A 22,913-nucleotide genomic window follows, 5' to 3' on the forward strand; every position below is an offset into this window, starting at 1 on the left:
ATCCCGAGTCGTATCCAACCCCGAGTCGGAACTTGCAGTCGCCAGCTCTAAGGCGGCCATTCGGGCCCGGTGCCGCCTGTTGAGGGGCAGCCGAGCCGCGGGGGGACGGCTCGACTGCCTTGCACCTACACCGGTAGGCACAGCTAAAGCGTGACACTTCAGCACGTTGAGCACATACGCCGAAATACCTGAATAGGTGCCTACTTTTCCTTCATCTTCCGACATGTCGCTGTCTCGGCCTCACCTAGTGGCACTGAATATCCGACGCTGTCGAGGGTTGCGCATCCGGATCCGAGACCTTCATCTCGTCTGGGATCGACGAAGGTGCGACATTCATGTGCAACCGCAAGATCCTTGTGCAACCGCAAAGGATCGACTCACCTCGCAACGAGATCGGGGCTTTGTAGCGACACCCGACAAAACAAATAGGACCTTCGTCGCACGATCCACGCACCAAAACCCGTAGGCCAAGGCACCAGCGCACCGGACAATGAAACGATGCCTCACCTAGCGCTGGACCGTGTCGATGTTTGAACCTAAAACAGTAGACACCGCCATCCTCGTTATCTTCATCGGAACGGCCATCTCAGCAGGCGCCACTCTCGTCATGCCATGGGCGTACGGACGGATGCGGCGCACCAAATCGGCCATCCAACATGAACAGCCAAACCCGAGTCGGAAACAAATCTCGACAATCCTCATCGTCGCATTCCTTGCATGCACCATCCCGGGTCTCACTCAAGTCGCGCTGACCAAGCGGCGCGCCAACGCAGTAGCTGACGTAGCCTCCACAACCCAGGCCGCGGCTCTAGTTTCGTACGCTCTGATCTACCTCACCCTGCTGTGCTGCGCACTTGCAATCGTCCGTAAAAACTCCTCCCTAGAGGTGGGGCAACACAGTCAGATTGCGCTTTGGGCTTGCCTAGCCCCCTGGGCACTGGCCATCGCCCACACCATGTACGAAACGGGAATGCCGCCTATACACGCCGCGGCATACCCGGCAGTGGTGCTCGCCCTCTACGCCTTCTCCGCGACAATTCCTGACCTCAGGATACTGGCGCCGATGATCGGGCTTGTCGCCGCAGGCAGCATCACGCTCGGACTAGTCACACCCGCCAAAGGCTTGATGGCAGGGGCCAGTGGCGCACTCACTGATTCCGAAAAAGCGAACTTCGGATCCACCCTCCTTGCAGGGTTTTACAACCACCCGAACGTGCTCGGAGTGATTCTCGCCCTTGGTGCTCCAGCAGTCCTACTCGCACAAAGCTCTCGCGCGAGATGGACGCTGATCGGTATTGTCGGCGTTGCAGTTTTGTGGTCCGGGTCCAGGACTGCGCTCGCCGCCACTCTCGCCGCCTTTGCTGCAGTCTTCATTGCAAAACTCCTGAGTAGCCCGCTCCGTGGAAAGTGGGCCGCAGTGGCTTTGATGGCTGCGGCCGCCACGATGGTCACAATTCCATTGATGACAACTGACGCCCACGCACTGTCGTCGAGAGGCAGGATCTGGATTGGCAGCCTCGCAGCCTGGCGCGAGAATCCTGTGTTCGGCAAAGGGCACGCCTGGTACAGCGAGATCAGCAAAGTACGAAACGACCTTATAGACATCGCGTTCCATGGACACAACATGCTCGTGAACTCACTGGCGACTGGCGGACTACTCACTGCCGTCACTGTCGGCATACTGCTACTCGTCGCCTCCAGGTCCGCCGCATGCTGGGCCCGGCAAGGTCAGTTCTACCCACTCGCGTACATGGTCGCCTTCTTCGTGACAGGCGCAACAGAAGTGGCAACCAAATTCCGGGATATCGACCCGATCTTTTGGGTCGCGGTAATACCCCTGGTTGTGATCGCAATTAACCAGCCAAAGAGTAGTGAACGCAGCCATACGACCGTTCCGGCTGCGTCCTTCCCGCTTGAACCATCGGACCAAACCGACTTACCCAACGTCGTGTCATAGATACTCCTCCTGCTCCTGATGTCGGCATACTTGGTCGGCCCGCCGTGGAGTAAGAGTTGCGTAGCGCACCCCTCCGAACGAAGCTCGGCCATCGGTTCTGCGAATCGTCGGATAGTCCGCCAATTTCGTTCCGCTGTCCGCGCATCTCGCCACGAGATATTTCGACCTTGCGTTCGATCAGGCTTCCGCATTCCCGGCGACCGCTACCTCCCACCGGGATACCCCGCCCGTAAAGAGTTCGCCCGATTTCTCGGCGGGAACCAGGGGCGCCATTGACATTCAACCGCATACAGTGCCGACTGTTTCGATTTGCTCCACTGCGAAGGCCCGACGGAAGTGTCAGCATGCCTAGATTCGAAAATTGTGGATCCAGAGGCGGAAGCGTTGGGTGGAGGTTGGATTCGGGCAAGTCTGTGGCCGATGGTGCTGCGAAGACTGGCGAGACTGAACCTAATGGCCACCAGTTCGCCACCCACGGCCAAGAAACTCCTCGCGGAAGACGCTTCCCCCAGAAAATTGAGTGCGGTTTCCGATCTCTCCCCCGAGGTCAGGGCCACCCTCGTTTATTTGCTGGGTTTCCACTCAACTTGCATCTTTGTTTCACAGTTGCCGAGTAACTTCGAGGTGCCCAATCCACCGGGCGGCCGATCAGGAGGTGCCCCGCCTTCTCGGACTCGACACACATAGGCCTCAGGCTTCGACCTGGCCGGTCGCATGGCGGGCCAACCAGAGCGCGCCCGTTCCTGACAGTTCAGATGCGACGGCCGGCTGAGTTGGGCGTGGAGCCACCTCAGCGGGCGACCTCACATAGAGGACAGCGCCTTGAGTAGCCGGTTCCCACCTATTGAGAAATCGAATGCGCATATTCGCGGCCGGTCCGATCGTGAACACTCACCGGAACTGAAATACGTTTGGTATCAGCATTTTTCCTTCGACCACCGATCGCGACTACCCCTTCTCCTAAACATTTACAAACCGGACAGCCTTTTCTAATGTGCAGAGACTTACCCTGCTTTCAATACGACCGCCTCCTTGACGATCATCTAGAAGATGTGGCGTCGAAATTCGATGCTGCCGCCCTCGCCAAGAGCAACGTGGCCAGCATAAGGTCGGTGGATTGATTGAGAACGTGGGCAGAATGTGGGCACACGCAAAAAAGACGCCCTCCCGGATTCCTCGAAAGTGCGTTTGAACTGCAATTATTCTGTGGGGCGGGCGGGGCTCGAACCCGCGACCAATGGATTATGAGTCCACGGCTCTAACCGACTGAGCTACCGCCCCATCCGGATGCGATGCATCGCGGCGAATCCGAATGTTACCGGCACATCCGACGCGGATCACAATCGGGCAGGCGGTGACGCGTTGCACTCTTTCGAATCGAGTCTTCCAAGGTTGGTCGGCACAGGCGCGATGAGCCGATACCGTGGGAGTGCACACCCCACGGAACAGGATCACCACATGAAGCTTGCACTGACCGAATTCAAGAACTCGAAGGCCACGATCCGGATCATCATGTCCGACGGCGCGAAGCTGAACGGCACCGTCACCGATTTCACCGAAGACACTCTCGTCCTCAATTCTCCGAATGGTGTCTATTACATCAACCCCAGCCACATCATCCGGCTGTTCGAGCCGTCGGATCGCGCAGCGAAGTAAGCGCACCCGTCAAACAGTTCGACGGTTCCACCGAAAGCCCGACGCGGACACTTGCGTCGGGCTTTGGTGTATCTGTCGCCAATATCTACGCGTCGCGTTCACGGGTGCTGATGACGCCTATCCTCTCCGACATGGCGAACGACAGCGGACCACCTGAACTCGTGTTGTTCGACCTGGGCGGGGTGCTGTGTCGATTCGAGCCTGAACTTCGCGCCGCAGAACTGGCAGCGGCCATCGGCGTCACTGAAGAAGAGATTCATGCCCTCGTGTTCGCGTCCGGGTTCGACCAGGAATGCGACCTCGGCCTTCACTCCGAAACCGCGATCCTGGAACGCTTTCGACGGCTCGGGTTTCCTGGTGACCGCGACGACCTTCGCCGAGCCTGGGCCAAGGCCTTCATCCCGGACCGCGCAGTCATCGATCTCGCAATCGCGCTTCGAAGCGAGGGCGTCGCGGTCGCCACACTCTCCGACAATGGACCTGTCCTGTTGGCCGCCATCGAAAGTGTTGTAACTCCAGTGGCAATCGACGAGCATGTTTTCTCCTGCATGCTCGGAGCTACCAAACCCGACCCTGCGGCCTTCCTGGCTGCGCTGGAGTTTCTCGATGCGCGTCCACAGCAGACCTTCTTCGTCGACGACAACCCGGTCAACGTCCTCAGCGCTCGACGGCTGGGAATTCGCGGCGAACAAGCAAACAAGGCTGCAGACGTCGAATCGGCACTTCGATCGGTGGGTCTGCTGCGAGCGCGCTAGGTCAGACAAAGACAAGGTCAGACCACAACAAGAAAGCCCCCCACCCGATTTCTCAGGTGAGGGGCTTTGCTGCTCCCCCGGCTGGACTCGAACCAGCAACCGTCCGATTAACAGTCGGAAGCTCTGCCAATTGAGCTACAGGGGATTGTCTTGCTCGCTTCGCCCGTTCCGGCGTTGCCTGAGAAACTGTAGCGAATCCTCCACCGAAGTACCAAATCGCCTGCCCAGCGAGTCATCAGGCAGGATGGAGTCAGGACGATCGGTGCTGGAGGGAAGCAGGAATGATGCGTTTGTTGATCGGTGTTGCAGCTGGGTACGTCCTGGGAACCAAAGCGGGCCGCGCACGATACGAGCAGATCAGCCGGGCCGCGAAGGCGGTGGCCACTAGTCCGGCCACCAAGAAGGTGTTGGACGCGTCACGGCAGAAGCTGGCCGACTCACTGAGTACTCAGCCCAAGCTCGAGCCGATGAGGCCGATCAACGAGGAGACCACGATTCTGGTCCCCCACGACCAGTTGAAGAAAAACCGCTAGGTCAGACGCTTTGGTCGCCGACAGCCTGCTCACGCAGCTGTCGGCGATACTGCTCCAGCGCCACGAGATCTCCGAACAGTGAGTTGTACTCCTCGGGGGCGGCAGCAGGTGAAACGCGCTGAAGCTTGGATTTGAGGTCGGCAACCTGCTCGCCCACCCACGCTTCCTGCAGTCGTGCGAGCACTCCGTTGATGTAGCGCGGAACCGTGTCTTCGTCGCACGGCATCGGTTCGACGGCCAGCTCAGATACAACCGAGGCCACCGTCATGTCTTCGACGCCCTTGGTGACGACTTCGATCCACTCGGCGCCGCCGAGCCCCTTGCTCGTTCCGCCGGCGTCAGCCATTGCCTGTCTGATGACAACGTAGGCGGGGTGGGTGAATGTCTCGGGCGGCAACGAGTCGAAGACACTGCCGGCGATGCCAGGGTGCTGCAATGCGGCCTTGAGGACAGCTCGCTGCGTCGAGAGCGCCGGATCGTTGGGCCGGGGCCTGGAGATTCCGATCGGCAGCGCAAGCGCATCGGCGGCAGGTGCCTCGACAACCTGACGACGCTTGGGCGCCGGCGAAGATCCGCGCGTCGACGCCCGTTTGCGAGCTTCGTCACGCACGCGTCGTCGAACCGACGGAAGATCGTCCCAACCGACCCATCCGCACAACAGATTCGCGTAGCTGTCGCGCAGAGTTGATTCCTTGATCTGCGCAACGACGGGGACGGTACGACGCAGTGCCTCGACGCGACCTTCAGCGGTCTCCAGATCGTGTTCGGTGAGGATGGACTTCACCACGAACTCGAACATCGGAGTGCGCCGTGCCACGAGGTCGCGAACGGCGGCGTCACCAGACTTCAGACGCAGATCGCACGGGTCCATTCCGTCGGGCGCGACGGCGACGAACGTCTGCCCGGCCATCTTCTGATCACCCTCGAACGCCTTCATCGCAGCGGCCTGCCCTGCGGCATCACCGTCGAAGGTGTAGATGATCTCACCGCGAAAGTAGCTGTCGTCCATCAGGAGTCGGCGGAGCATCGCAAGGTGCTCCTCACCGAAGGCGGTTCCACACGAAGCGACGGCGGTCTTGACGCCGGCCAAGTGCATCGCCATGACGTCGGTGTAGCCCTCGACGACTACTGCCTGGTGTCCCTTGGCGATGTCGCGCTTGGCGAGGTCCAAGCCGAACAGGACCTGAGACTTCTTGTAGAGAATCGTTTCCGGCGTGTTGACGTACTTACCCGGCATGGTGTCGTCGTCGAAGAGCTTGCGGGCACCGAAGCCGATAACGTCACCGGCGACACTGCGGATCGGCCACAGAAGACGGCGATGGAACCGGTCGATCGGACCTCGTCGCCCCTCTTTGGACAGCCCGGCTGCTTCGAGTTCCTTGAATTCGAAGCCCTTGGACATCAAGTGTTTTGTGAGAGTGTCCCAACCTTCGGGCGCGTATCCACACCCGAACTGCAGTGCTGCGGCACCGTCGAAGTTTCTCTCGGTGAGGTAGTCGCGAGCCGCCTGGGCATCGGGTTCGCGCAGACGAGCGGCGTAGAACTCCTGAGCCGCCGCGTTTGCCGCGATCAAGCGTGCACGAGTGCCGCGATCGCGCTGAACAGACGGCCCACCACCCTCGTACGAAATCGTGTAGCTGAGCCGATCCGCCAACTGCTCGACAGCCTCGACAAAGCTGATGTGATCCATCTTCTGCAGGAACGAGTACACGTCCCCGCCCTCACCGCAGCCGAAGCAGTGGTAGAGGCCGTGGTTGGGTCGCACGTGGAACGACGGCGACTTCTCGTCGTGAAAGGGACACAGACCTTTGATCGAATCGCCACCGGCACGCTTGAGTGAAACGTATTCACCGACGATGTCCTCGATGCGAGTGCGTTCGCGAATGGCCGCGATGTCTCTGTCAGAAATTCGGCCCGCCACGTACATCAGTCTAGGCGGTCCCCCGGCACCTCCTGACAACGATATGTTGATGGCCGACTCTGCACCGCAGCGATGGGACCGACGATGACTGAAAACGCCTCGAGCTCGCACGAAGGGCGATCAGGAACCCGATTCGGCGTGTACGAGTTGCGTCGCCTCCTCGGCCGAGGCGGAATGGGTGAAGTGTACGAGGCGTACGACACCTCGAAGGATCGCCTGGTCGCACTCAAGTTGCTCCATCGCGAACTTGCGGCCGACCCGTCATTCCAAGCTCGTTTCCGCCGAGAATCTCGCACCACCGCCGCCTTGAACGAACCGCACGTGATCCCGGTACACGACTGGGGCGAAATCGACGGAGTCCTCTTCATCGACATGCGTTTGGTCGAAGGTCATACGTTGCGCGCCGAGTTGGCCGAATTCGGCCGACTCACGCCTATACGAGCCGTCGACATCGTCTCGCAAATCGCCTCGGCGTTGGACGCCGCACATGCCCGCGGGCTCATCCATCGCGACGTCAAACCAGACAACATCATTCTCACGAACAACGGCTTCGCCTACCTCGTCGACTTCGGAATCGCATACTCACAGACGGACACGAAGATCACCACCGAGGGAAGCGCAGTCGGTTCCTATGCGTACATGGCGCCGGAGCGGTTCGGAATCGAAACGCCGACGGCCGCAGCGGATGTCTATTCCCTGGCTTGTGTCCTCTACCAATCACTTACCGGAACAACACCTTTCAACACCACAAGCATCGAGCATCTGGTCAATTCGCACCTGAACGCTCCGCCGCCACGCCCCACGCGGACGGTTCCATCGCTCCCGCAAGGTTTTGACGCCATCGTGGCTCGCGGCATGGCAAAGGATCCCGCACACCGCTATCCGACTACGGGAGCGCTCGCACTCCAAGCGCGGCAGGCCCTCTCGACGACCGACACCCCCGGTGCCGCCGGCAAATTGCACCCCACGATCGTCGCGCCGCCCATCTACACCACGGCGAATCCCGCTCACGGGAACTACACGCACATCGCGACAAAGACCAAGCGAAACCGAGCCCCGATCGCGATCGGTGCGGCTGGAGTTGCACTCGTTCTGGCCGCAGGAGGCACGGCGGCCTGGGTGATGCGGGGGAACTCGGGACCCGAATCACCCACCACTGCAGCAGCTTCCATCGACACGTCGGCACCGGCACCCACTCAGGAGCCGGCCAGAACGCCGAAGCTCGAGCCGCTACCCACCGCCGGACTGCAGGCGACCACGACCACCCGGGCGTCGAACCCGGGCGCGAGAAATGGCGACCTCGGGGTCAGCAAGCCGATCACCGTCCCCTCATGCAAAGGAACCGGAATCGTGGTGTTGGCCAATGCCACCGATCCGGCAACGTACGCCAGCGAGATCCAGAACTACCTCGACGCGTTCCCCGGCTCGAAATACCTACGCACAGACCAGTCCTGCCCGTCACTGCGTCAAGTCTCCGATTCGGGGACGGCGATCTACACGGTGTATCGCGAATCCGGGAACACCGAGTCGAAGATCTGCAAGGACGTTCGCGCAGCAGGCGGCGACGCTTACGGCAAGTGGCTCGATACCACTACCGACCCGTCGACGCGGATGACCTGCTGAAGGCGTAAGCGGCTCAGCCCCAGCTGGCCTGCGCGCCCAGGCTCGCTTTGTCCACCCGTTCCAGCCGACTCTCCGTGTACGACGCGATCTGATCCACCACTACCCGGACCCGAGCACCGTCGTCCGCGGCGCGTTCCCACGCGGGCAGCAGGATCGGATCGAGCCCGGCCGGCGCAGTCGCCAGCAGCCATTCCGCGACGCGATGAACACGATCACGCTGCCGATCCTGACGCGCCTTGTGTCCGGCGTCGGACATCACGTAGTACAGCGCCACGGTCTTGAGCAACGCCACCTCGGATGCGACGGCCTCGGGTATGTCGAGGTCGGCTTGATACCGCGAGAGGGGTCGGTCACCGTGTGTCAGCCGGGTGCTGGCGATCGCCGCGGTAGCGAAGCGACCCACCAATTCACTCGTGAGATTCTTCAACGCGACGGAACTTCCGAGTGTGCCGTCGAAACTTCCGACCCCGCGTACGACGGGGAGTTCGGACAACCGTTGAGCGGCGTCGATCAGATCGTCGACTACCAATCCCCGAAACTCGGAGGCCCCCAGTTCTGCCAGTGCGCGCTGCTCGGACGGATCGGCAAGCGAGCGAAGGTCGATACGGCCTGCGATCACCCCGTCCTCCACGTCGTGCACGGAATACGCGATGTCGTCGGCCCAGTCCATGACCTGAGCTTCCAGGCATTGCCGACGCTCGGGCGCCCCCTCTCGAACCCAGGCGAGCACCTCTGCGTCGTCGTCGTATGCCCCGAACTTCGCGCCGGGCTGCGGCCGTGTCCAGGGGTACTTGATGGCTGCGTCGAGTGATGCCCTGGTGAGATTGAGGCCGGCACTCAGACCGTCGGGGCGCAGGATCTTGGGTTCGAGGCTGGTCAATATCCGCAGATTCTGCGCGTTGCCCTCGAAACCTCCGCAGTCCTTGGCGACTTCGTCCAGGGCCTTCTCGCCGTTGTGACCGTACGGCGGGTGCCCGATGTCGTGCGCGAGACCGGCGAGGTCCACCAGGTCCGGATCGCAACCGAGTCCGTCGGCGATCCCTCGCCCGATCTGTGCGACCTCTATCGAGTGCGTCAACCGCGTACGAGGTGTGTCACCGTCGCGCGGGCCGACAACCTGGGTCTTGTCGGCCAAGCGCCGCAAAGCCGCGGAGTGTTGGACACGCGCCCGATCTCGCGAGAAGTCCGAACGATGCTGCGCCGCTGCGATCTGCGAACCCGGCAACCCCGCACGCTTCGGCGCCTCGACGACACGACGTTCGAGGTCGTGTTCGGAGTAGGTGCCGCCTCCGTAGGTGGTGTGAGCTGTCATGGTCTCTATTGCCCTGCCGTGTAGGGGAAGTCTGCCGAGAAGTGCGTGAGCTGATACCAGAGCAGCGCGCCGGTTTCGCGAGCGATTCCGTGCAACTGGGATTCGCGGGTGAAGACAGCCGGGCCCTGACGAGTAGGTGCGGTCCACGCCTGGAGTCCAGTGTCGCGGGCCATCGTCCGCGTTCGCAAGGAGTGCCACGGGTCACTGACCAGGACAGCGGAATTGATTCCCTGCGAGGACATCTCGGCGCTCACCGCGTCGATACTGAGAAGTGTGTCCGAACCGGTCTCCACTGCGGTGATCGCACTCGACGGAATTCCGCGATCGGTCAGATACATCTTTCCCGACGCCGCTTCGGTGTACTCGTCACCTTCTTGTTTACCGCCGACGGTGATGATCTGCGGCGCCACTCCGCGCTTGTACAGCTTGTACGCCTGCTCGAGTCGGGCCTCGAAGACGGACGACGGAGTGCCGGAATACTGAGCCGCGCCCAGAACGACTATCGCGTCGGCCGGCCGCGTGTCGTCGATGCGCGCCACCTGCCACACCCGGAACGCAGTACCCCCGACCAGAACCACGGCCATCAACACGGCACCGGCGATCAGTCGGCGCGTCCAGCGAGCCAATCCTGCCCCGAAGCCGCCCGCCCGTGAGGGTGATGGGTCGTGGGGGCGGTTACCGAAAGCAGGTTTCACTCCCGCAATTCTGCCAGTTCGCGGCGATCACCTCCGATGCCGACGCGCCACAACGGATAGATTTGCGTCATGGCCCTCGCACCACACTTCTCGCAGTTGTCCTCGGTAGAGCAGAGTCGGACAATCACCCGACCCGTTCGCCGTCGGGGAAGCGCCGCCGCCGTCGCTGCGATTTTCGCTTTGCTGGCGCTCGTCTTCAGTCCTGCGCTCGCCTCGGCAGACGCCCCGATGGTGTTGCCGAATCACATCACCGACACCTCCGGGGTTCTCGACGCCGGGCAACGCAGCGACATACAAGCCGCGATCGATCAACTCAGCGAGGACCACCAGATCGATCTGTGGGTCGCGTTCGTCCCCGATTTCAACAACCTGGGTGGCCAGGCGTGGGCACAGCAGACAGCCACGAAGTCGACGCTGAGTACCAAGTCCGTCCTGCTTGCAGTTGCCACGGCGGAGCGTGCTTACTACCTCGACGTCCCCGCTGAGCTGAGCAACATCACGGATTCCGACATCGAATCGATCAATTCCGACGCGGTGGAACCGGCTCTTGCCGAGGATGATTGGACCGGCGCGGCAATTGCCGCAGCTGGAGCACTCGGCGACGCGAACAACACGAGCGGCGGAATGGGAGTCGGAACACTCCTCATCGCGGGCGGCGCTGTGGTGGTCGGGACGGGCGGCGTGGTCCTGTACTCACGTAAGCGCAAGAACGACAAGAACAAGGCAAGCGTCGAAGCCGCGAAGAACATCTCCCCCGACGACATCGCCAGCCTCAACGCACTCCCGCTGCCGACGCTCGACGAACGCGCGAAGGAGATCCTCGTCGAGACGGACAACGCGATCGCCGGCAGCCAGGAGGAGCTCGATCTGGCCCGCAGCGAGTTCGGAGATTCCGCCGTCGCACCCTTCTCGGCAGCATTCGACAAGGCCAAGGCCACCCTCGCCGAAGCCTTCGCGATCAGGCAGCGACTCGACGACGCCATCCCGGAAACTCCCGATCAACGCCGCCAGATGCTGATCGACATCATTTCCTCGTGCGGTCGAGCCGACCAAGAACTCGAAGCTCGCGTCGAGGAGTTCGACGGGCTTCGCGACCTTCTCATCAACGCCCCCGCACGTCTCGATGCGTTGACGCAGAGTGTTGTTTCTCTCAGCGTGCGCTTGCCCGAATCCGAGGCGATTCTGACCAAATTGAAGGATCAGTTCCCCGCGCCGACGCTGGCATCTGTCGTGAACAACGTCACCATGGCCAGCGAACGCCTGACGCTCGCCGAGAAGTCGATCGAGGAAGGCCGCGATGCCACCGCGCTGCCGGCTGGTAAGCAAGGCGCTGCCGTCACCGCGATTCGCACTGCCGAAGCGGCTCTCGATCAGGCACGCAAACTACTCGACGGCGTCGATCACGCCGCCGACGACATCCGAAACGCCATCGCGACTCTTCCGTCCGCGATGGACGACGTCCAGCAGGGCATCACTGCTGCGGACGCTTACCTGGCGCAGGGCGGGCAGAAGTTGGCGGACGCGAAGGCCGCAGCCCAGGCAGCGTTGGCGAATGCTCAGACGTCGAAGGACAGCGATCCGCTGACAGCCTTCAACCAGATCGTCGCGGCCGACGCCCAACTCGACGCACTGCTTGCCGACGCTCAGGAGCAGAAGCAGCAGCTCGAACGTGCACAGCAGCGCCTCGCCCAGGACATTCTGGCCGCACAGGCTCAGGTGACCGCTGCAGGCGACTTCCTCGGAACCAGGCGCGGCGCGATCGGGGCGGAGGCGCGCACTCGCTACGCGGAGGCTCAGCGGCACCTGCAGGCGGCCCAGCAATTGCAGGCTTCGGATCCGTCGAAGGCACTGCAACACGCCCAGGCCGCGACAACCTTGGCGACGCACTCACTTCGCGCCGCGCAGAACGACGTCAACACCTGGGAAGCAAACCAACGACCCCGCGGTGGCGGCGGCGATGCGACGGGAGCGATCCTCGGCGGCATCCTGATCAACAGCATTCTGCGAGGTGGCGGCGGGCCCCGCTCGTACGGCGGACCGAGCAGCAGCGGACGCTCCGGTCGCGGTGGCGGCGGCGGTGGTTTCGGCGGTGGTGGCGGCGGCCGAACCAGTCGAGGCGGCGGCGGCCGGTTCTGACGGATCCCGTCGAGGTAGTAAAATCCCTACTTTGTTCACGACCGCACTCGTCGTACGCTTCATCCGGCAAGTCGGGATCACAGATCATACGAAGGTGTTATGGAAAGCGTCGCCCCGCAGATAACCGTCGTTGTACCTACATACAACGAGCGTGAGAACCTGCCAAAGCTTGTCGATCGCCTCGCCGCGTTGAAGATCCCGAACCTGCACGTCCTCGTGGTGGATGACAACTCCCCCGATGGCACGGGCGAGGTTGCGGACAAGTTGGGTATCGATGGACCCATCCCGGTCGGAGTGCTTCACCGCACGGTCAAGGACGGACTCGGCCGTGCTTACGTCGCGGGCATGAGCCGGGCTCTGGCGGAGAACGCCGACATCGTCATTCAGATGGACGCGGATCTCTCCCATCCGTCCGAAGCGATCCCCGCCATGATCGAGATCCTCACCACGACCGATGCGGCAGTCGTTCTCGGCTCCCGTTACGTCGAGGGTGGCGCAGTTGCCGGCGACTGGCCGTGGCATCGCAAGGCTTTGTCCGCCTGGGCGAACTTCTACGTCAACGCTATTCTGCGACTGCACGTCAAGGATGCAACTGCAGGCTTCAAGGCGTGGCATGCAAAGACCTTGCGCGACATCGACGTCGAATCGGTGCAGAGCAACGGCTACGCGTTCCAGGTCGAGATGAACTACCGAGTTGTTCAGCGCGGCATGAAGATCGCCGAAACGCCAATCCGCTTCGAGGAACGCACCGAAGGTGTCTCCAAGATGAGCCTCTCGGTTCAGTTGGAGTCCGCTCTGGTGCCGTGGAAGCTCAAGTTCGGCAAGAAGTCTCTCTGACCTGCGCGGCTGATCGAAAATAATCGGCGGTCTGCGTGTCCGACGGGTAGAACGACTCAATCGCGATCTCTGCAAGCGTGACGTCGCGCGGCGTACCGAACACGGTGGTGGTGCTGAACATCGCCAATTCGGTATCGCCCGCGCGTACGCGCAACGGAACCAGCAGGGAATTCGCGCGGTCGTCGTGCCAGTCTCCGCCGCTCGGATAGGTGCGCAACTCGTCGAGCAACGACGCCAACTGCGCATCCGCACTGACCTCCACTTCCCGCGCCAACCTGGCGAGCAGGTGGGTCCGCCACTGCGCGAGGTTCACGATCCGCGGCGCCATGCCCTCGGGATGCAAGCTCAAACGCAATACGTTCACCGGTGGTTCCAGGAGGAATTCAGCGGCGCCCTCGGTCAGGATTCTCACGGCCTGGTTCCCGGCGATCATCTCCCATTGCTGATCGACCACCACGGCCGGATAAGGGTCATGCGCGTCGATGATGCGATCGATGGCCTCGCTCACCGCTGACATCGGCGCTTCCGCCAACGATTTTTGCGAGTACTCCGGTGAGTGGCCACTTGCCAGCAGAAGCGTGTTCTGTTGTCGTAGAGGAACATCCAGACATTCGGACAGGTGAAGGATCATGTCCCGGCTGGGTTTGGAGCGGCCGGTTTCCATGAAGCTCAGGTGCCTGGTCGACACTCCTGCCGCTGCCGAGAGACCCAACTGAGTGAGCCTTCGCCGCTCCCGCCACCGCTTGAGTTCGGTGCCAACGTCCATCGTCTCGAAGGTCATTCTTTCAAGTTAGCGACCCGAGGTAGCCGAGACCATGACCTCGGAGGTAATCGACCCGAAGCAGTTTCGGAGGAACAGTGGTCTCAGCCGGCGAGACCGCCGGATGTTCACCACCGGAACTGATCAAGGGAGCGACCATGAGCGACTTCGACGCAATCGCCGACGCCTATATCGACATGTGGAACGAAACAGATACCACCGCCCGTAGAGCACGGATCGAGCAATTGTTCGCACCCGGCGGCCGCTACACCGATCCGCTCGCGGACGTCACCGGACACGATCAGATCGACGCGATGATCAACGCTGTGCAGCAACAATTTCCGGGCATGCACTTCACCCTCATCGGGCCGGTGGACGCGCACCACCGACAGGCTCGATTCGGTTGGGCTCTCGGCCCGGCGGGGGCCGAGTCACTGATCGACGGGTTCGACGTACTCGAACGCGACGACGACGGCCGGGTGACGCTTGTCCTCGGGTTTCTCGACAAGGTACCTACGGCCTGAAGTGCGTCTACAACCGACAGCCTTCGCCACGAAGGCTGTCGGTGGTCCGTGGAATCATCGTTGCCGATGAACGCCGACGGATTTACCTGGTCCACACCGATTCCCGAGTCCGAGGGTGCTGAATACAGCGCTCACACGCTGACCGTCAACGGCCTTCCCTCCGTCTATCGAACCGCCAAGACGACGCCGACCAAGCTCGGTCAGTTCGTCACGCTGTGGCGCCGTTCCGAGGCCGGGCCCATCCGCCCCTTCGACACCAGCGACGGCGTCGCGCTGTTTGTGGTGAAGGTCTACGACGAAGAACATCTGGGTCACTTCGTCTTTCCCACCGAAACCCTCGTCGAACACGACATCGTGTCGACGAACTTCTCGGGCGGCAAGCGCGCTATCCGGGTCTATCCGCCCTGGGTCACGCCGACCAGTGTGCAAGCCGTCAGAACCCAGCGTTGGCAGAAGCAGCATTTCGGCGAGTTCCCTGATGTATTCAACTCACCTGATACGTCGCGATGATGACGCCTGTTGTCGTAGGAACACTTTCGGTGAGGGTGAACTGAGCGAGCGCAGCACCGTCGGGGAACAATCTGCGCCCGGTTCCGAGAACCAGCGGATGAATCAGCAGAGTGTAGGTGTCGACGAGACGCCGTTCGGCCAATGACGTGATCAAGTCGCCACTGCCCAGAATCACCAGATCCGGGCCATCGCTTTCCTTCAGCGCGGCGACCGCGTCGGCGGCATCGCCTTTCAACACAGTCGAGTTCTTCCACGGCAGCGGTTCACCCAAAGTCCTTGACGCTACGTACTTCTGCGTGTTGTCGAGCACCTCGGTAAACGGATTGTCCGTCTGAAACGGCCAGTACGAGGCGAAGTTCTCATAGGTTCGGCGTCCGAAGAGCAACTCTGATTTCTTCGCCATCCCCTCCCCCATTTTCTGTGCCATGACGGAATCGTTGAAGGGTGCCGCCCATCCACCGTGCTCGAATCCGCCACGACGGTCTTCGTCCGGCCCACCAGGTGCCTGCATGACACCGTCGAGAGTCACGCTGTTGGTCACGCTGAGTTTTCTCATAGCTTCGATCCTGCGCCTGAAGATCCGTCAAGGATAGAGAAAACGGGCGGTCCTTCTCGAATGAGAAGAACCGCCCGTCAGCTTCGAACGAATCAGGAACCGATCAGCCGTGCAGCCAGGTAGCTTTCCACCTGATCGAGGGCGACGCGTTCCTGCGCCATGGAGTCACGCTCACGCACCGTCACAGCCTGATCTTCGAGAGTGTCGAAGTCGACCGTGATGCAGAACGGTGTGCCGATCTCGTCCTGGCGACGGTAACGACGACCGATGGCACCGGCGTCGTCGAACTCGACGTTCCAGTTCTGACGCAACTGCGCCGCAAGATCTTTTGCCTTCGGCGTCAGATCCGCATTGCGCGAGAGCGGCAGCACTGCGGCCTTGACGGGAGCGAGTCGACGATCCAGTCGCAGCACCGTGCGCTTGTCGACGCCGCCCTTGGAGTTGGGTGCCTCGTCCTCGGTGTACGCGTCGACCAGGAAGGCCATCAGCGAACGCGTGAGACCTGCCGCCGGCTCGATGACGTACGGCGTGTACCGCTCGCCCGTCGTCTGGTCGTAGTAGTTCAGCTCGGTGCCCGAGTGCTTGGAGTGCGTCGAGAGATCGAAGTCGGTACGGTTCGCGATACCTTCGAGCTCGCCCCATTCGCTGCCCTGGAAGTGGAAGCGGTACTCGATGTCGGTCGTGCCCTTCGAGTAGTGCGAAAGCTTTTCCGGCGCATGCTCGTACAGCCGCAGGTTGTCCTTGTTGATGCCGAGGCCGGTGTACCAGGCCAGGCGGTAGTCGATCCAGTACTGATGCCACTGCTCGTCCTCGCCCGGCTTGACGAAGAATTCCATCTCCATCTGCTCGAACTCGCGAGTGCGGAAGATGAAGTTGCCCGGGGTGATCTCGTTACGGAAGCTCTTGCCGATCTGACCGATGCCGAACGGCGGCTTCTTACGCGAGGTGGTCAGCACGTTGGCGAAGTTCACGAAGATGCCCTGTGCGGTCTCGGGGCGCAGGTAGTGCATGCCCTCTTCACTCTCGACAGGGCCGAGGTACGTCTTGAGCATCATGTTGAAGTCGCGCGGCTCGGTCCACTGGCCGACGGTGCCGCAATCGGGGCAACCGATGACATCCATCGAGACGTCGTCCGGGTTGTCGAGCTTCTTCTTCTCCGCGTACGCCTCCTGCAGGTGATCCTGACGGTGACGCTTGTGACAGTTGAGGCACTCGACGAGCGGGTCGTTGAAGACACCGACGTGACCGGATGCAACCCACACCTCGCGGGGCAGGATCACCGAGGAGTCGAGGCCGACGACGTCCTCGCGGCTGGTGACCATGTTGCGCCACCACTGCCGCTTGATGTTCTCCTTGAGCTCGACACCCAATGGGCCGTAGTCCCATGCGGACTTGGTACCGCCGTAGATCTCACCGCACGGGTAGACCAGGCCTCGCCGCTTGGCGAGATTGACAACGGCTTCGATCTTGGACTTGGGTGCCACTCGATTGCTCTCCATCTGGGTAATAGATGCATGATTTTCGTGCGCTTTTCGCACCATCAGCCTATCTGGCGGCTGCCACGCACTTCCGTCCAAGGTTGACATGCATACTTGTGCATATCAAAATGAAAGTGATTTGCAATAATGTGGTGAGATGGCTATGCCCGGACATCATGATCTACCCCTCGAAGGAGCCTCGCTGTGAGCATTGCGGATACCGGCGATCTCCACAAAAGCCATGATCATTCCGACCTCGGACACACGCACGACCCGTTCGAAGCCGCACCGCCCGCGCCCGTGCCGCCCAAGGAAACTTTGGCGGCCGCCGGCGAAATTCTGCGGGCGCTGGCTGCACCCGTTCGCATCGCGATCGTGCTTCAGCTCCACGAGTCGGAGCGCTGCGTTCACGAACTCGTCGGCGCTCTCGGTGTCACTCAGCCACTCATCAGCCAGCATTTGCGCGTTCTCAAAGCAGCGGGCGTCGTCCGCGGCGAACGCAACGGACGAGAAGTTCTCTATCGACTCGTCGACGATCACCTCGCACACATCGTCGTCGACGCTGTCGCCCACGCCGAAGAAGGATGAGATTCCACCGCATGAACACCCCGGGCAGTACGACCTCGAAACGTGGACCGGCCACCGTCGGCGTTCGTTCCACGAAACAGCGCAGCGCCATCTCCGCTCTGCTCGACGACATCGACGAATTCAAGTCGGCACAGGAACTGCACGACGAACTGCGCAAGCGCGGTGAAGGCATCGGCCTGACCACCGTCTACCGCACGCTGCAGGCACTGTCCGACGCCGGAACCATCGACGTCCTGCGCACCGACACAGGTGAGTCCGTCTACCGACGCTGCTCCTCCGGACACCACCATCACCTGGTGTGCCGCAACTGCGGATTCACCGTCGAGGTCGAGGGCCCGACGGTCGAGCAGTGGTCACAGACCATCGCCGAGGACAACGGTTTCACCGAAGTGAGTCACACCGTCGAGATCTTCGGCACCTGCCGCGACTGCGCCGCCAGCTGACAGCGTCAGGGAATCAAACCCTGACGCGCGGTATCGGCGCCGGTCAGCGCGAGTAGCAACATCGTGGTCAGTGCCTCGTCGTCCAGTCCGGCCGCCGGGAACGTGTATCGCAGGATCACGTCCGCCAGACTGCCGTGGCCGAACACCGCGATCGAACCGAATTGGATGGTCCGGTTCCGCTCGGCCACCTTGCGATGCAGTGCCGCGCTGACCGGTCGGTCCCACGCGAGGACACACGTCATGGACAGCACGTCCAGACCCTCGGACAAATTCATCGCCTGGATCGAGCACAGCGCGCCGGAGTACTGGAAACCAAGCGAGCCGTCCGCAGCCACATCGACCGTCACGAAATGCGCCAGCGAGGCGGCCGCGCGTTCTTGTAGGCGGGCTGCTTGGTCGGTGGTGTCGGTCATGTTCTCCCCTGTCATTTGACGCCACCGAATCTACGGTCGCGTGAGGCGTATTCGACGCAGGCGGCCCAGAGATCGCGGCGGTCGAAATCGGGAAACAGCTTCTCCTGGTACACCATTTCGGCGTAGGCGGATTGCCAGATCAAGAAATTGGACGTCCGCTGTTCCCCCGACGGACGCAGGAAGAGATCGACGTCGGGCATGTCGGGCTCGTCGAGGTACTTGGCAACCGTCGCCTCGGTGATCTTGTCCGGATTGATCTCACCGGCCGCGACACGCTTCGCGATTTCCTTTACCGCATCGGCAATTTCAGCCCGCCCGCCGTAATTCACACACATGGTCAAGTTCATGACTGTGTTGTTCTTGGTCAGTTCTTCGGCGATCTCGAGTTCCTTGATCACACTGGCCCACAGGCGCGGCTTACGACCGGCCCAGCGAACACGCACACCCATTTCGTTCATCTCGTCGCGTCGGCGGCGGATGACGTCACGGTTGAAGCCCATCAGGAATCGAACCTCGTCGGGACTGCGCTTCCAGTTCTCGGTGGAGAAGGCGTAGGCGGAGAGCCACTCGACACCCATCTCGATGCAACCGCAGACGGTATCCATCAGGACAGCTTCACCGCGTTCGTGCCCGGCGGTTCGCGGCAGACCGCGCTCCTGCGCCCACCGTCCGTTGCCGTCCATCACCAACGCGACGTGGCGCGGGATGAGTTCGGTTTGCAGGATCGGCGGGGTCGCCCCGGACGGATGTGGGTCCGGTGGCCGGATCACCCGTTCAGCAGCAGGATCAAGCGGAGTTCGCGGTTCGCGTCGTCGAATCACGGGTTCCATCCTGCCTCACGGGCAAGTCGACCTCGACGGCTGCATGCGGCCTCGAACGCTCGATCAGCGGCAACGTCCGCAATTGACGCTCGAGATGCCACTGCAGGTGTGCCGCGACCAGTCCGCTGGCTTGCGTCCGCAGCGTCGCGGGCGCCGAATCGGTGCCCTCCCACTCCCCTCGGAGCAGGGCTTCCATCAAGCCGAGCACTCCGGGCGACGGCGTCGCAGCACCCGCCGGGCGGCAGTAGGTACAGACGGCTCCGCCTGCGGCGACATGAAATGCACGGTGCGGTCCCGGAGCGCTGCAGCGGGCGCACTCTTCGAGGGCAGGCGCCCAACCCGCATAGCCCATGGCTCGCAACAAGAACGCGTCGAGCACGAACTCGACCGGCCGCGCCTGCTCGGCGATCGCACGCAGTGCTCCCACCGTCAATCGCTGAAGCTGCGGGGCCGGCGCGCGTTCCTCGCCGGCCAACCGCTCGGCAGTTTCGAGTACGGCGCAGGCCGTGGTGTACCGGCTGTAGTCGTCGACGATGTCAGTGGCGAAGGCATCGACCGTCTGCACCTGAGTGATGATGTCGAGATTCTTGCCCGGAAGTAATTGCACGTCGATGTGAGCAAACGGTTCGAGTCTGGCACCGAATTTGGAGGTCGTCCGGCGGACACCCTTGGCCACGGCACGTACCAACCCGAACTGACGGGTGAGCAACGTGACGATGTGGTCGGCTTCGCCCAGTTTGTGCAGGCGCAGCACCACCGCCGTGTCTCGATACAACCTCACTCGACCAGTGTCCCACGTTGTACCGACGAGCGATCCCGATGCCGCGCCCGATGACAAGTCGGAAATACGGCGGGTCCGTCCGGATAGACTGGCCCGATGCCGAGCGACGCAATTGCGCAACCTGTCACTACAGAGTTGACCGGTCGCGAAGCGCGGTGGGAGCGACACAACTCCGAGCGTCAGAAACGGATACTCACCTCGGCTGTCGAACTGATCGAAGAGCGCGCGGCAGGTGCCGAGGTGTCCGTCCAGCAGATCGCCGACCGTGCCGGCCTCGCCAAGTCGGTGGTGTACCGACAATTCAGCGGCCGAGACGACCTCGATCGACGAGTCCGAGCGTTTGTGCTCGGCCAATTTGCGGCGGCCCTGGATGCGTCGATGAGCATTTCGGTAGGCACTCTCGACCAGATCCTGACCCGAACCATCAGCGCCGTCGCCGAGTGGATCACCGAGCATCCACGGATTCACGAGTTCATGGGTACCGGCCCCACCGACTACGACGACGAGAGCATCGACGCGATCAGCAGCCTGAAGGCGACAATCGCCGACTCGGCCCGCACCACTATCACCGAAGTCGGTCGATCCGTGGGGATCGACTCCTCACCCTTCGATTCACTACCGTTCGCAGTGGTGACAATGGTCGAGGGCACGCTCACCCACTGGGTCCGAAGCACCGATCCGAAACCGAGCCGCGAAGAGATCGTCGCCGACCTCGCGAAATACACCTGGTACATGTTCGACGGCGTTGCCCGCTCGAGCGGGCTACAGATCGATCCCCATGTCGAATTGTCCACGCTCATAGCCGAGCTGGTGTCCTCCGACGGAGGAACTTCGCGGCCGGACTAGATCCGGGTCTTGTCGGAACGCTTCGGCTCGCCGCGGTAGCGGGCGTAGTCGCCGTCGATGCGCAGCTTTCGCCACGCACGCTTCGCAACCGGATTCATCAATCCGAGTTCGTCTGCCAGGGCTCGCATTTCACCGAAGTAGTTACCCAGGATGCGGCGTGAATGTGGGCTCCCCCAGAAGGCGCTCTTCATCACCTCGTCCGGGATTCCGAATTCTTCGGCGAATTCCTTTGGCGGTGACATGATTTCGCCCGCAAGCCAACGCATCGTGCCGGGGAAGGCGACCGATGTGATGGCTCGACTCGTACGACTGAGTCTGGGGACGTGATTGCGCAGGAACTCGTGAGCAAACGAGATGTGTCTCGCTTCTTCGGCGATGTGAATCTCCATGGTGCGGAGCATCGCCGGCGGCGTGTCCTTACCCTCGCGGATGAGATCCTTCTGGAAGTGGTCGATCGGTTCTTCACCAGCCAGAATGCCGATGAAGAAGATGACCGGGAACTTTGCTCCCAGCACTCCGATGATCGGCGACAGCCGCCGGAACATCGGACGCATACCCGGTACGTCGATGTCCATACGATTGACGAGCTCTTGGAACATCTGGATGTGATTGCACTCTTCGGTCATCTCATGCAGGCAGTACCGGAACTCAGGCGACTGGTTGGGGAGCGCCATGATGTATTGCAGCATTCCCCGGATCAAGATGCTCTCGAATGCCGAACCCACCTTGGTCACATTCGCCTGACGCCACATTCCCATGGCGATTCGACGCTCCAACGACTGGTCCTGGTACCACTGCGTCGCTCCGAGCGGATCCGACACGGATGAGAGCACCCACCTCGGATCATGCGGATCGATCGCGAACTCTGGTGAATCCCAGTCGATGTCGAGATAGGGATCGAAACTGCGGGCAACTGAGCCCTCGGACAAAGTCTGCAGTACCTGGCGGTACGGCTTTTCCACTTCGATCGACGCTGACCGAGCCATCGGTGTCTCCTCACGGCCAGTCCGTCGATTGGAGTCGACGGACTTGAATGAGGTCAAACATAATGGGACACCGCGTCCCACGCAACCCCTTCAGGGGCCTGATTTCACGCCCGCCGCACCGGGATGATCTCGCGAACCTTCTCGTCTCGGAGATACAGACCCGCCCACATGACGATTCCGGTGTAGACGGCAAACAATGTCGTGCTCAGCAGAGGCTGTTCCGCTCGAAGGTTGGTCAACACGGCTCCGCCCAGGTAACCGGTGAGCAGAATCGCGCCGAGTATCGACGTTCGCGGAATCACGTACAGCGCAAGGCAGATCAGTTGCACCACCCCGGCCGTCAATGCCAGCGAGTCCGGCAACCCAAGTTCGGCGGAGGCGTCCTTGACGGTCTGAAGGTTGAGAATGTGAATGATGCCGTCGAAGAGCATGAAAACGACGAACAGCCCACTCAGGACGTATCCGACCTTGCGAGCCGTGGCCGAAGGTGTCGTCGTCGTGGCGTTACCGGAAACAGTTTCGTTGTGGACGGGCTGGGTGGTCATCGGAGTCTCCTGGGGCGAAGGCGAGCGGCCGGTTGCCACTTCGCTTGCAATTACGACTCCCGAGCGATCGAAAACTCATCGCGCCGGCCGTTACTACGCACCCGGCGTTCGGGACGATTCACCTCACGTGGTCTGATGGACGGTGACACGGGGTGCCGAAAAAGTCGGCTGAGATCAGACCCGATGAACCTGACCAGTTAGCACTGGCGGAGGGATGTCGACATGACCGAACAGCAA

23 protein-coding genes, 2 tRNA genes and 1 riboswitch are annotated in these 22,913 nt (G+C 61.7%); of the genes, 12 read left to right on the forward strand and 13 right to left on the reverse strand.

The window, feature by feature from the left end; translation table 11 throughout:
- The first annotated feature begins 526 nt into the window (after nucleotides 1-526).
- Nucleotides 527-1,957 (forward strand): O-antigen ligase family protein, encoded by a 1,431-nt coding sequence (locus R4P70_RS10500; RefSeq protein ID WP_099697619.1) that lies wholly within the window; start codon nucleotides 527-529, stop codon nucleotides 1,955-1,957.
- A 1,207-nt stretch (nucleotides 1,958-3,164) separates the two neighbouring features.
- Here R4P70_RS10500 and R4P70_RS10505 read toward each other — a convergent pair.
- Nucleotides 3,165-3,238, reverse strand: a tRNA-Ile gene (locus R4P70_RS10505).
- A gap of 177 nt (nucleotides 3,239-3,415) precedes the next feature.
- Here R4P70_RS10505 and R4P70_RS10510 point away from each other — a divergent pair.
- Together R4P70_RS10510 and R4P70_RS10515 are read left to right on the forward strand one after the other, a co-directional pair.
- Nucleotides 3,416-3,613, forward strand: a complete 198-nt coding sequence (locus R4P70_RS10510) for a hypothetical protein (RefSeq protein WP_003941659.1) — start codon at nucleotides 3,416-3,418, stop codon at nucleotides 3,611-3,613.
- A 131-nt stretch (nucleotides 3,614-3,744) separates the two neighbouring features.
- The gene (locus R4P70_RS10515; RefSeq protein WP_308370790.1) at nucleotides 3,745-4,368 is read left to right on the forward strand and encodes an HAD family phosphatase; all 624 of its coding nucleotides are present in this window, start codon (nucleotides 3,745-3,747) and stop codon (nucleotides 4,366-4,368) included.
- 72 nt (nucleotides 4,369-4,440) lie between these two features.
- On the opposite strand, the gene R4P70_RS10520 is transcribed toward R4P70_RS10515, so the two are convergent.
- Nucleotides 4,441-4,513, reverse strand: a tRNA-Asn gene (locus R4P70_RS10520).
- A 136-nt stretch (nucleotides 4,514-4,649) separates the two neighbouring features.
- On the opposite strand from R4P70_RS10520, the gene R4P70_RS10525 reads away from it, so the two are divergent.
- Nucleotides 4,650-4,901 carry a hypothetical protein gene (locus tag R4P70_RS10525; protein WP_317830788.1) on the forward strand — a complete coding sequence of 84 codons (252 nt, stop codon included), beginning with the start codon at nucleotides 4,650-4,652 and terminating at the stop codon, nucleotides 4,899-4,901.
- Nucleotide 4,902: 1 nt separating this feature from the next.
- Here R4P70_RS10525 and dnaG read toward each other — a convergent pair whose 3' ends face one another.
- A complete protein-coding gene (dnaG, locus tag R4P70_RS10530; RefSeq protein ID WP_003941578.1) occupies nucleotides 4,903-6,822 on the reverse strand; it encodes a DNA primase in 1,920 nt (639 codons plus the stop codon).
- Between the two features lie 84 nt (nucleotides 6,823-6,906).
- Between dnaG and R4P70_RS10535 the strand changes: the two genes are divergently transcribed.
- Nucleotides 6,907-8,445, forward strand: coding sequence for a serine/threonine-protein kinase (locus tag R4P70_RS10535; protein WP_411742466.1), 1,539 nt, complete (start codon nucleotides 6,907-6,909; stop codon nucleotides 8,443-8,445).
- Nucleotides 8,446-8,458: 13 nt separating this feature from the next.
- Here the strand turns inward: R4P70_RS10535 and R4P70_RS10540 are convergent, their stop codons facing one another.
- Together R4P70_RS10540 and R4P70_RS10545 are read right to left on the reverse strand one after the other, a co-directional pair.
- Nucleotides 8,459-9,757 carry a deoxyguanosinetriphosphate triphosphohydrolase gene (locus R4P70_RS10540; protein ID WP_317830790.1) on the reverse strand — a complete coding sequence of 433 codons (1,299 nt, stop codon included), beginning with the start codon at nucleotides 9,755-9,757 and terminating at the stop codon, nucleotides 8,459-8,461.
- Between the two features lie 5 nt (nucleotides 9,758-9,762).
- Complete coding sequence (locus tag R4P70_RS10545; RefSeq protein ID WP_128638009.1) at nucleotides 9,763-10,341, reverse strand: YdcF family protein; 579 nt, start codon at nucleotides 10,339-10,341, stop codon at nucleotides 9,763-9,765.
- 180 nt (nucleotides 10,342-10,521) lie between these two features.
- Here R4P70_RS10545 and R4P70_RS10550 point away from each other — a divergent pair, with 180 nt between their 5' ends.
- Together R4P70_RS10550 and R4P70_RS10555 are read left to right on the forward strand one after the other, a co-directional pair.
- Entirely contained in the window at nucleotides 10,522-12,588 is a 2,067-nt protein-coding gene (locus R4P70_RS10550; protein WP_046378746.1) for a TPM domain-containing protein, read from the forward strand.
- A gap of 99 nt (nucleotides 12,589-12,687) precedes the next feature.
- A complete protein-coding gene (locus R4P70_RS10555; protein WP_003944487.1) occupies nucleotides 12,688-13,425 on the forward strand; it encodes a polyprenol monophosphomannose synthase in 738 nt (245 codons plus the stop codon).
- Here the strand turns inward: R4P70_RS10555 and R4P70_RS10560 are convergent.
- Complete coding sequence (locus tag R4P70_RS10560; protein WP_317830791.1) at nucleotides 13,400-14,206, reverse strand: helix-turn-helix transcriptional regulator; 807 nt, start codon at nucleotides 14,204-14,206, stop codon at nucleotides 13,400-13,402. The two genes, R4P70_RS10555 and R4P70_RS10560, sit on opposite strands and share 26 nt — an antisense overlap.
- 137 nt (nucleotides 14,207-14,343) lie before the next feature.
- Here R4P70_RS10560 and R4P70_RS10565 point away from each other — a divergent pair, with 137 nt between their 5' ends.
- Together R4P70_RS10565 and R4P70_RS10570 are read left to right on the forward strand one after the other, a co-directional pair.
- Nucleotides 14,344-14,709, forward strand: a complete 366-nt coding sequence (locus tag R4P70_RS10565) for a nuclear transport factor 2 family protein (protein WP_024487641.1) — start codon at nucleotides 14,344-14,346, stop codon at nucleotides 14,707-14,709.
- A gap of 48 nt (nucleotides 14,710-14,757) precedes the next feature.
- The gene (locus tag R4P70_RS10570; RefSeq protein ID WP_133727536.1) at nucleotides 14,758-15,219 is read left to right on the forward strand and encodes a MepB family protein; all 462 of its coding nucleotides are present in this window, start codon (nucleotides 14,758-14,760) and stop codon (nucleotides 15,217-15,219) included.
- On the opposite strand, the gene R4P70_RS10575 is transcribed toward R4P70_RS10570, so the two are convergent.
- Complete coding sequence (locus R4P70_RS10575; RefSeq protein ID WP_019748997.1) at nucleotides 15,194-15,775, reverse strand: dihydrofolate reductase family protein; 582 nt, start codon at nucleotides 15,773-15,775, stop codon at nucleotides 15,194-15,196. The genes R4P70_RS10570 and R4P70_RS10575 overlap by 26 nt on opposite strands.
- 92 nt (nucleotides 15,776-15,867) lie before the next feature.
- Nucleotides 15,868-17,259, reverse strand: coding sequence for a glycine--tRNA ligase (locus R4P70_RS10580; protein ID WP_317830792.1), 1,392 nt, complete (start codon nucleotides 17,257-17,259; stop codon nucleotides 15,868-15,870).
- A 198-nt stretch (nucleotides 17,260-17,457) separates the two neighbouring features.
- On the opposite strand from R4P70_RS10580, the gene R4P70_RS10585 reads away from it, so the two are divergent.
- Together R4P70_RS10585 and R4P70_RS10590 are read left to right on the forward strand one after the other, a co-directional pair.
- Nucleotides 17,458-17,841 carry an ArsR/SmtB family transcription factor gene (locus tag R4P70_RS10585; RefSeq protein ID WP_003944457.1) on the forward strand — a complete coding sequence of 128 codons (384 nt, stop codon included), beginning with the start codon at nucleotides 17,458-17,460 and terminating at the stop codon, nucleotides 17,839-17,841.
- Between the two features lie 11 nt (nucleotides 17,842-17,852).
- Nucleotides 17,853-18,284, forward strand: a complete 432-nt coding sequence (locus tag R4P70_RS10590; RefSeq protein WP_020908177.1) for a Fur family transcriptional regulator — start codon at nucleotides 17,853-17,855, stop codon at nucleotides 18,282-18,284.
- A 5-nt stretch (nucleotides 18,285-18,289) separates the two neighbouring features.
- On the opposite strand, the gene R4P70_RS10595 is transcribed toward R4P70_RS10590, so the two are convergent.
- Genes R4P70_RS10595 through recO form a run of 3 tightly spaced genes read right to left on the reverse strand, consistent with a single transcriptional unit; the run spans nucleotide 18,290 to nucleotide 20,299 of the window.
- Nucleotides 18,290-18,712: a YbjN domain-containing protein gene (locus R4P70_RS10595; protein ID WP_021333381.1), complete on the reverse strand. Its 423-nt coding sequence runs from the start codon at nucleotides 18,710-18,712 to the stop codon at nucleotides 18,290-18,292.
- Entirely contained in the window at nucleotides 18,709-19,527 is an 819-nt protein-coding gene (locus tag R4P70_RS10600) for an isoprenyl transferase (protein WP_019749001.1), read from the reverse strand. The genes R4P70_RS10595 and R4P70_RS10600 overlap by 4 nt, the downstream gene beginning before the upstream one ends.
- Nucleotides 19,484-20,299 (reverse strand): DNA repair protein RecO, encoded by an 816-nt coding sequence (recO, locus tag R4P70_RS10605; RefSeq protein WP_182262242.1) that lies wholly within the window; start codon nucleotides 20,297-20,299, stop codon nucleotides 19,484-19,486. The genes R4P70_RS10600 and recO overlap by 44 nt, the downstream gene beginning before the upstream one ends.
- Before the next feature lie 96 nt (nucleotides 20,300-20,395).
- Between recO and R4P70_RS10610 the strand changes: the two genes are divergently transcribed.
- The gene (locus R4P70_RS10610; protein ID WP_020969956.1) at nucleotides 20,396-21,145 is read left to right on the forward strand and encodes a TetR/AcrR family transcriptional regulator; all 750 of its coding nucleotides are present in this window, start codon (nucleotides 20,396-20,398) and stop codon (nucleotides 21,143-21,145) included.
- Here the strand turns inward: R4P70_RS10610 and R4P70_RS10615 are convergent.
- Nucleotides 21,142-22,131: a diiron oxygenase gene (locus R4P70_RS10615; protein WP_317830793.1), complete on the reverse strand. Its 990-nt coding sequence runs from the start codon at nucleotides 22,129-22,131 to the stop codon at nucleotides 21,142-21,144. The two genes, R4P70_RS10610 and R4P70_RS10615, sit on opposite strands and share 4 nt — an antisense overlap.
- Before the next feature lie 104 nt (nucleotides 22,132-22,235).
- Nucleotides 22,236-22,676: a DoxX family protein gene (locus R4P70_RS10620; RefSeq protein WP_020908179.1), complete on the reverse strand. Its 441-nt coding sequence runs from the start codon at nucleotides 22,674-22,676 to the stop codon at nucleotides 22,236-22,238.
- Between the two features lie 138 nt (nucleotides 22,677-22,814).
- Nucleotides 22,815-22,908, forward strand: a riboswitch (TPP riboswitch).
- Nucleotides 22,909-22,913 lie beyond the last annotated feature (5 nt).

It is taken from the genome of Rhodococcus sp. IEGM 1241 (genome assembly GCF_033142365.1).
Classification (GTDB): Bacteria; Actinomycetota; Actinomycetes; order Mycobacteriales; family Mycobacteriaceae; genus Rhodococcus_F; species Rhodococcus_F erythropolis.

What these genes read in the sequence shown, in the direction of transcription:
- R4P70_RS10500 (WP_099697619.1), top strand. Translation starts at nt 527, where the DNA reads ATGTTTGAACCTAAAACAGTAGACACCGCCATCCTCGTTATCTTCATC.
- R4P70_RS10510 (WP_003941659.1), top strand. Translation starts at nt 3,416, where the DNA reads ATGAAGCTTGCACTGACCGAATTCAAGAACTCGAAGGCCACGATCCGG.
- R4P70_RS10515 (WP_308370790.1), top strand. Translation starts at nt 3,745, where the DNA reads ATGGCGAACGACAGCGGACCACCTGAACTCGTGTTGTTCGACCTGGGC.
- R4P70_RS10525 (WP_317830788.1), top strand. Translation starts at nt 4,650, where the DNA reads ATGATGCGTTTGTTGATCGGTGTTGCAGCTGGGTACGTCCTGGGAACC.
- R4P70_RS10535 (WP_411742466.1), top strand. Translation starts at nt 6,907, where the DNA reads ATGACTGAAAACGCCTCGAGCTCGCACGAAGGGCGATCAGGAACCCGA.
- R4P70_RS10540 (WP_317830790.1), bottom strand. Translation starts at nt 9,757, where the DNA reads ATGACAGCTCACACCACCTACGGAGGCGGCACCTACTCCGAACACGAC.
- R4P70_RS10545 (WP_128638009.1), bottom strand. Translation starts at nt 10,341, where the DNA reads ATGGCCGTGGTTCTGGTCGGGGGTACTGCGTTCCGGGTGTGGCAGGTG.
- R4P70_RS10550 (WP_046378746.1), top strand. Translation starts at nt 10,522, where the DNA reads ATGGCCCTCGCACCACACTTCTCGCAGTTGTCCTCGGTAGAGCAGAGT.
- R4P70_RS10555 (WP_003944487.1), top strand. Translation starts at nt 12,688, where the DNA reads ATGGAAAGCGTCGCCCCGCAGATAACCGTCGTTGTACCTACATACAAC.
- R4P70_RS10560 (WP_317830791.1), bottom strand. Translation starts at nt 14,206, where the DNA reads ATGACCTTCGAGACGATGGACGTTGGCACCGAACTCAAGCGGTGGCGG.
- R4P70_RS10565 (WP_024487641.1), top strand. Translation starts at nt 14,344, where the DNA reads ATGAGCGACTTCGACGCAATCGCCGACGCCTATATCGACATGTGGAAC.
- R4P70_RS10575 (WP_019748997.1), bottom strand. Translation starts at nt 15,775, where the DNA reads ATGAGAAAACTCAGCGTGACCAACAGCGTGACTCTCGACGGTGTCATG.
- R4P70_RS10590 (WP_020908177.1), top strand. Translation starts at nt 17,853, where the DNA reads ATGAACACCCCGGGCAGTACGACCTCGAAACGTGGACCGGCCACCGTC.
- R4P70_RS10595 (WP_021333381.1), bottom strand. Translation starts at nt 18,712, where the DNA reads ATGACAGGGGAGAACATGACCGACACCACCGACCAAGCAGCCCGCCTA.
- R4P70_RS10600 (WP_019749001.1), bottom strand. Translation starts at nt 19,527, where the DNA reads ATGGAACCCGTGATTCGACGACGCGAACCGCGAACTCCGCTTGATCCT.
- R4P70_RS10610 (WP_020969956.1), top strand. Translation starts at nt 20,396, where the DNA reads ATGCCGAGCGACGCAATTGCGCAACCTGTCACTACAGAGTTGACCGGT.
- R4P70_RS10615 (WP_317830793.1), bottom strand. Translation starts at nt 22,131, where the DNA reads ATGGCTCGGTCAGCGTCGATCGAAGTGGAAAAGCCGTACCGCCAGGTA.
- R4P70_RS10620 (WP_020908179.1), bottom strand. Translation starts at nt 22,676, where the DNA reads ATGACCACCCAGCCCGTCCACAACGAAACTGTTTCCGGTAACGCCACG.